Raw genomic sequence first — 6445 nt, forward strand, 5'->3', positions numbered from 1 at the left:
GGCTTCAGAACTGGCAGAACGGCAATTTATCAGCCATTTTGACCAGTTCTGAGGCTAGGGGATAGCAGGGGCTGCCAAGAAAATTCTGAGACTTCTTCCATCTTCTTTCACACCCCGCTCCACGATGCATGCCTCAGTCCAAGCCCCCAGCGCCGTTGTGATGGTGCGCCCGCACCGCTTTCACCCCAACCCCGAAACCGCTGGAGACAACGCCTTTCAGGTGCGCACCGCGCAACCGGCTGCCAGCGACACCTCATGCCGCGCTTTTGCCGAGGTCACTGCCGCTGCAGAGTGCCTTGAGGAGGCGGGTGTGCGTGTGCACCTGTTCGACGACCCCGGCGAGCACGACACGCCCGACGCAGTGTTCCCCAACAACTGGTTTTCCACCCACGCGGGCGGCCATGTGGCGATCTACCCCATGTACGCCAGGAACCGCCGGAGAGAGCGGCGCAGCGATGTGATCGAACTGCTCAAGGCCGAGTACCGCGTGCAGGACGTGATCGACTACTCGGGCCTGGAGGCCGATGGCATGTTTCTGGAAGGCACGGGCGCCATGGTGCTCGACCACATCCACCGCATTGCCTACACCGCGCAATCCAACCGCGCCGACCCCGTGGCTCTGGAGCGCTTTTGCACGCACTTCAACTACGAGCCCATGGCCTTTGCCACAGCGGACGAGGAGGGTCAGCCCTGCTACCACACCAACGTGATGCTCTGCATCGGCACCGCGTTTGCGCTAGGGGGCTTTCACATGATCACCGACCCTGGGCGCCGCGCTGCCGTGTGCGAGCGCTTGCGCGAAACGGGCCGCGAGGTCATCGCCCTGAGCCCCCACCAGATCAGGGAATTTGCCGGCAACGCGCTGGAGCTCTCGGGCGCCCAGGGCCGGGTGCTGGCGCTGTCGGCGCGCGCCGCCGCCAGTCTCACACCGGCGCAGCGTGCCACCATCGAGCAAAGCGCACGCCTTCTGCCACTGAACGTACCGACCATTGAGCTGGCGGGCGGATCGGTGCGCTGCATGCTGGCGGGCGTGCACCTGGCTCGGCGCAGTGCCGGGGTGTGAAATTTCAGTCAAGCTGGCTGCTTATGTTAGTCGAACGTGCCTGAATAGCTATCACATTCATAGCGAATCGCTTCAGCTATTTGCCATGCGGCACAGCCTGCACGTCCAGCCGCGCATCGCAACCCACACCCGATGCGATCCAGCGCTGCGCCAGGGCCGACATGGCGCGCACTGCCCAGGGGTGGGTGAGGCCCGTCACCCCGGCCGGGTCAGCCACCATGCCGCACCAGTAGCGCTGGTCCGCATCGCTCCAGCGCAGGGCCACGCAAGCGCCTCGGCGGCGGCGCGAGACCAGTGCACCCAGCGGACAGGGCTCAGCCAGACAACACAGGCCACAGCCGTTGCAGGGTGCACCCTCGGCTGGCTTGGCGGGGGCTTGGGGCTGCAGCCACACCACGGTGGATTGAGCGGAGGGTTTTGCGGGCATGGGCGACGGGAGGAGCACAACGCAGCAACTGGCACGGCATGCTCACCGGCGCATTGTGCCGCCGCGCGGCTGCGGATACCCGGCTGCGCAGCAACGAGGCGCGCAAAAAAGGCCCCTGCCGCTATCGCCGCAGGGGCCGAACCGGTCGAGGGGACCGGGGAGGGAGACAAAACAATGAAAGGGATCGAAAAGCGGACTCAGCAGCCCGATGGCCGGTTGGGCCGCATTGGCACGATGCCAGTCACACGGATGGTGGCATTGGAGCCGTCGGTAGCAGTCAGGGTCTTGCCGTTGAACCGTACCTGGTCGCTTTCGCGCACCACGGCCGTGTCGGTGGGTTCACCACTGCCGTATTCCTTGCCGTCAAACGTCAGAAAGGCCTGGTGCAGACCGGTCGCATCGGGGCGATAGCGGATATCGCCAAATGCCGTGGCCGATGAGCCCACCTTGTTGGCGCCGTCAAAGCGGAACGCGCACAACTCGGGCACAGAGCCGACAGGATTCTGCTTGTCCACGTTGGTGAGGTTCAGCGCGCCGTTGCCGTACACGCCGTTCAGACCGCCGACGGTGGCATTGCTCACCGTGAGCACGCCGGGCTCGTTGCTGGGCGATGGGTCGTCGTCATTGCCGCCGCCGCAGGCGACCAGCAACACCGAGGTGGCGGCCAGGGCTGTGCAGGTCTTGAGGAAATTGAAAGCGTTCATGGTGATGGGCGTCCTTGGAGGTGAATGGAAGATGGGGAGCCGATCCCCTGCACCCCATCGTAGGAAGCCCATCCCATGCAGCGCGTGCGCCATGTTCCGCGCAATGCGTAGGACAGGGGCCGACAGGGCTGTGCGCCAACCACCAGGCTGGCCTCAGCCCCCTGCCCTCAGCCCCTCACAACACCCGCCCGCCTCAGCGGGCCAGCACGGGCGCGAGGGCCTTGCCCGTGTGCGTGCCCGCCGCCACCACGTCTTCGGGCGTAGCCGCCGCCACGATGCGGCCGCCTGCGCCACCGCCCTCGGGCCCCAGGTCCAGAATCCAGTCGGCCTCGGCGATCACGTCGAGGTCGTGCTCGATCACGATCACGCTGTGGCCGCCATCGACAAGACGGTGCAGCACGCGGATGAGCTTGTCCACATCGGCCATGTGCAGGCCTACCGTGGGCTCGTCCAGCACGTACAGCGTGTGCGGCACCTTCTGGCCCCGGCGGCCCACCTCGTCGCGCACCTTGGTCAGCTCGGTCACGAGCTTGATGCGCTGCGCCTCGCCGCCGCTCAGGGTGGGGCTGGGCTGGCCCAGCGTGAGGTAGCCCAGGCCCACGTCCTGCAGCAGCTGCAGTGGGTGCGCAATGCTGGGCATGGTGGCGAAGAAGCCCACGGCCTCATCCACCTCCATCTGCAGCACGTCGCCAATGCTCTTGCCGCGCCAGGTCACGGCCAGCGTTTCGGGGTTGAAGCGCGCACCGTGGCAGGTCTCGCAGGGCACCTTCACGTCGGGCAGGAAGCTCATCTCGATGGTGCGCACGCCCGCACCTTCACAGCTGGGGCAGCGGCCTTCGCCGGTGTTGAAGGAAAAGCGCCCCGCCGCATAACCGCGCGCCTTGGCCTCCAGCGTTTCGGCAAACAGCTTGCGGATGGTGTCCCAAAAGCCGATGTAGGTGGCAGGACATGAACGCGGCGTCTTGCCGATGGGCGTCTGGTCCACTTCGAGCACGCGGTCGATGCTCTCGAAGCCCGACAGCCCCGTGCAACCGACCAGCGGCGGCGCCTTGCCCGCGTCCATGGCATCGCGCCCGGCCTTGGTACTGCGCTGCTGCACCCAGGCCTGCACATTGGCCAGCAGCACATCGCGCGCCAGGGTGGACTTGCCCGACCCGCTCACGCCCGTTACCGCCACCAGGCGGTGCAACGGCACGGTGGCGGTCACGTTCTGCAGGTTGTGCAGCTGTGCGCCATGCACGGTGAGCCAGCGCATGGCAGCGCGTTCCTTGGCCTCGGTCAGTGCGTCAGCGGCCAGCGATGCAGCCTGGGCTGCGCGCTTCTTGACGGCAGCGCTTTGCCGGCCGGTGGGCGCTGCGGCTTCGGCCCGGGCAAAGGCAGCCGTCGCTTCGACACTGACCTCGCTGGCCGACATGCTGCGGCGCAGTTGCAGCGGGTGCTTCATGGCGTGCAGCAGGTAGCGGCCGGTTTGCGAATCCTCCGCGCCCGTGATGTCGGCCACGCTGCCCTGCGCCACCAGGCGCCCGCCGCGTTTGCCCGCGCTCGGGCCAATGTCGATGATGTGGTCGGCGCGGCGGATGGTGTCTTCGTCATGCTCCACCACCACCAGCGTGTTGCCCTTATCGCCCAGCTTGTGCAGGGCGTTGAGCAGGATCTGGTTGTCGCGCGCATGCAGGCCGATGGTGGGCTCGTCGAGCACGTAGCACACGCCCTGCAGGTTGCTGCCCAGCTGCGCGGCCAGGCGGATGCGCTGCGCCTCGCCGCCACTGAGCGTGGGCGCACCGCGGTCCAGCGTGAGGTAGCCCAGGCCCACTTCTTCCAGAAATTCGAGGCGGCTCTGGATCTCGGGCACGAGGTCGCGGGCGATGTCGGCCTCGCGTTGGGTCATGCCGCCTTCGATGCGAAGCGTCTCGACCCAGCGGCGCACGTCCGTGACGGACAGCGCGGCAATGTCGGTGATGCCCACACCGGCAAACTGCACGGCGCGCGCCGTGGCGTTCAGCCGCGTGCCACTGCAGCTCGGGCAGGCCGTGTCGGCCAGGTCTTCCACCTCGGGCTCGGCAAAGGTCTGCTCGCGGCCTTTTTCCTTGTCGTCCTGCACCGAGTCGTCAAACACCTTGCGCTGGTCCTTGGTGAGCTTGACGCCGGTGCCCACGCAGTCGGGGCACCAGCCATGCTTGCTGTTGTAGCTGAACAGGCGCGGGTCCAGCTCGGCATAACTGGTGGCACACACAGGGCAGGCGCGCTTGGTGGAGAACGCCTGCAGCGTGCCAATACCGGCCGTGGGCTGGCCGCCCTCCATGGCTTCACGCAGGCCTGTGATGCCTGAGAGAACATGCACCACGCCCTTGCCGTGCGTGAGCGCATCGGCCAGCGCGGTGCGGAGCTGGGCTTCGTTATCGGGCGACACATCGAGGCTGGCCACGGGGAGCTCGATGGTGTGTTCCTTGAAGCGGTCGATGCGCGGGAAGTTGGTGGTGGGCAAGAAGTTGCCATCCACGCGCAGGTGTGTGTAGCCGCGCGGGCGGGCCCAGTCGGCCAGCTCGGTGTACACGCCCTTGCGGTTCATCACCAGCGGCGCGAGCAGGCCGATGTGCTGGCCGCGGAACTGCGTGAGCAATTGCGCGGCGATGCTCTCGGGCGTCTGCGGCTGCACGGCAGCGCCGTCTTTGGTGCAGTGCTGGGTGCCCAGCTTGACGTACAGCAGCCGCAGAAAGTGCCACACCTCGGTGGTGGTGCCCACAGTGGACTTGCGCCCGCCGCGCGACAGGCGCTGCTCGATGGCGACGGTGGGCGGAATGCCGTACACCGCATCCACCTCGGGCCGGCCTGCAGGCTGCACGATGGAGCGCGCATAGGCATTGAGGGATTCGAGGTAGCGACGCTGGCCCTCGTTGAACAGGATGTCGAATGCCAGCGTGGACTTGCCCGAGCCGCTCACGCCCGTCACCACGTTGAACTTGCCACGCGGAATGTCCACGCTCAGGTTCTTAAGGTTGTGTTCCTTCGCATTGACGATTTCTATGGCGTTTTTGGCCGCTGGCGCTTTATCCATCAGCGCGAGGCGCTCTGATTTTCGTAGCACCGCAGCTTTTTCGTGCACCGAGTGGCCGCCCACGCCCAGCGCCAGTTCGTAGTCGCGCAGTGCCTGCCCGGTGTGCGAGGTGGCATGCGCCCGCACGTCCTCGGGCGTGCCCTCGGCCACGATGAGGCCGCCTGCATCGCCGCCTTCGGGGCCCAGGTCGATGAGCCAGTCGCTGGCGCGGATCACGTCCAGGTTGTGCTCGATGACGATGAGCGAGTGCCCCGCGTCGATGAGCTTGCGCAGTGCGCGCATCAGCTTGGCGATGTCGTCAAAGTGCAGGCCGGTGGTGGGTTCGTCGAACAGGAACAGGGTGCCCTTGCGTGCCACCGTCTGGCGCGATTTGCTTTGTACGCGTGCAGCCTCGGCCAGAAAGCCTGCGAGCTTGAGGCGCTGCGCCTCACCGCCCGACAGGGTGGGCACGGGCTGGCCCAGCGCCACGTATTCGAGCCCCACGTCCACGATGGGCTGCAGCGCGCGGATCACGTCGCGGTCGTTCGCAAAGACGGCCGCAGCTTCGGCCACGGTGAGCGCCAGTACATCCGCCACATTCAGCGATTTGCCGCCGCGCTCAATGGTGATCTCCAGAATCTCGGGCCGGTAGCGCTTGCCGTCGCAGTCAGGGCAGCGCAGGTACACGTCGCTCAGAAACTGCATCTCCACATGCTCAAAGCCCGAGCCGCCGCAGGTGGGGCAACGCCCGTCGCCGCTGTTGAAGCTGAACTTGGCGGCGGTGTAACTGCGCTGCTTGGACAGCGGCGCCACGGCGAAGAGTTCGCGGATGCTGTCCCACGCGCCCACGTAGCTCACCGGGTTGGAGCGTGCAGTCTTGCCGATGGGCGATTGGTCCACGAACACCACGTCCGACAGGTGGTCGGCGCCCAGCATGCGGTCGTGCGCGCCCGGCGCATCCGTGGCCTTGCCAAAGTGGCGCAGCAGCGCAGGGGCCAGCACGTCCTGGATCAGGCTGGATTTGCCCGAGCCGCTCACGCCCGTCACGGTGACCAGACGCTGCAGCGGGAACTCCACGGTCACATCCTGCAGGTTGTGCTCGCGCGCGCCTTCCAGGATGAGGCGTGGGGTCGATTCCGTCACCATGCGCTTGAATCCAAAGCCCACATGCTTGCGCCCGCCCAGGTAGGCGCCCGTGAGCGTGTCGGCCTTGCGCA

At 66.7% G+C, this 6445-nt stretch carries 4 protein-coding genes; 1 reads left to right on the forward strand and 3 read right to left on the reverse strand.

Annotated features, from left to right (window positions below; genetic code table 11):
• The first annotated feature begins 124 nt into the window (after positions 1 to 124).
• Positions 125 to 1063 (forward strand): citrulline utilization hydrolase CtlX, encoded by a 939-nt coding sequence (ctlX, locus tag ISS20_RS11080; protein ID WP_291436545.1) that lies wholly within the window; start codon positions 125 to 127, stop codon positions 1061 to 1063.
• A gap of 76 nt (positions 1064 to 1139) precedes the next feature.
• On the opposite strand, the gene ISS20_RS11085 is transcribed toward ctlX, so the two are convergent.
• The 3 genes from ISS20_RS11085 to ISS20_RS11095 form a co-directional block, all read right to left on the reverse strand.
• Positions 1140 to 1490, reverse strand: a complete 351-nt coding sequence (locus tag ISS20_RS11085) for a hypothetical protein (protein WP_291436547.1) — start codon at positions 1488 to 1490, stop codon at positions 1140 to 1142.
• A gap of 197 nt (positions 1491 to 1687) precedes the next feature.
• On the reverse strand, positions 1688 to 2194 hold the full coding sequence (locus ISS20_RS11090; protein ID WP_291436548.1) for a hypothetical protein: 507 nt from the start codon (positions 2192 to 2194) through the stop codon (positions 1688 to 1690).
• Positions 2195 to 2387: 193 nt separating this feature from the next.
• The coding region (locus ISS20_RS11095; RefSeq protein WP_291436550.1) for an excinuclease ABC subunit A at positions 2388 to 6445 on the reverse strand (4058 nt) is incomplete at its 5' end.

The sequence above is a fragment of the Acidovorax sp. genome, assembly GCF_016783915.1.
In the GTDB taxonomy this organism is placed as follows: Bacteria; Pseudomonadota; Gammaproteobacteria; order Burkholderiales; family Burkholderiaceae_C; genus Acidovorax.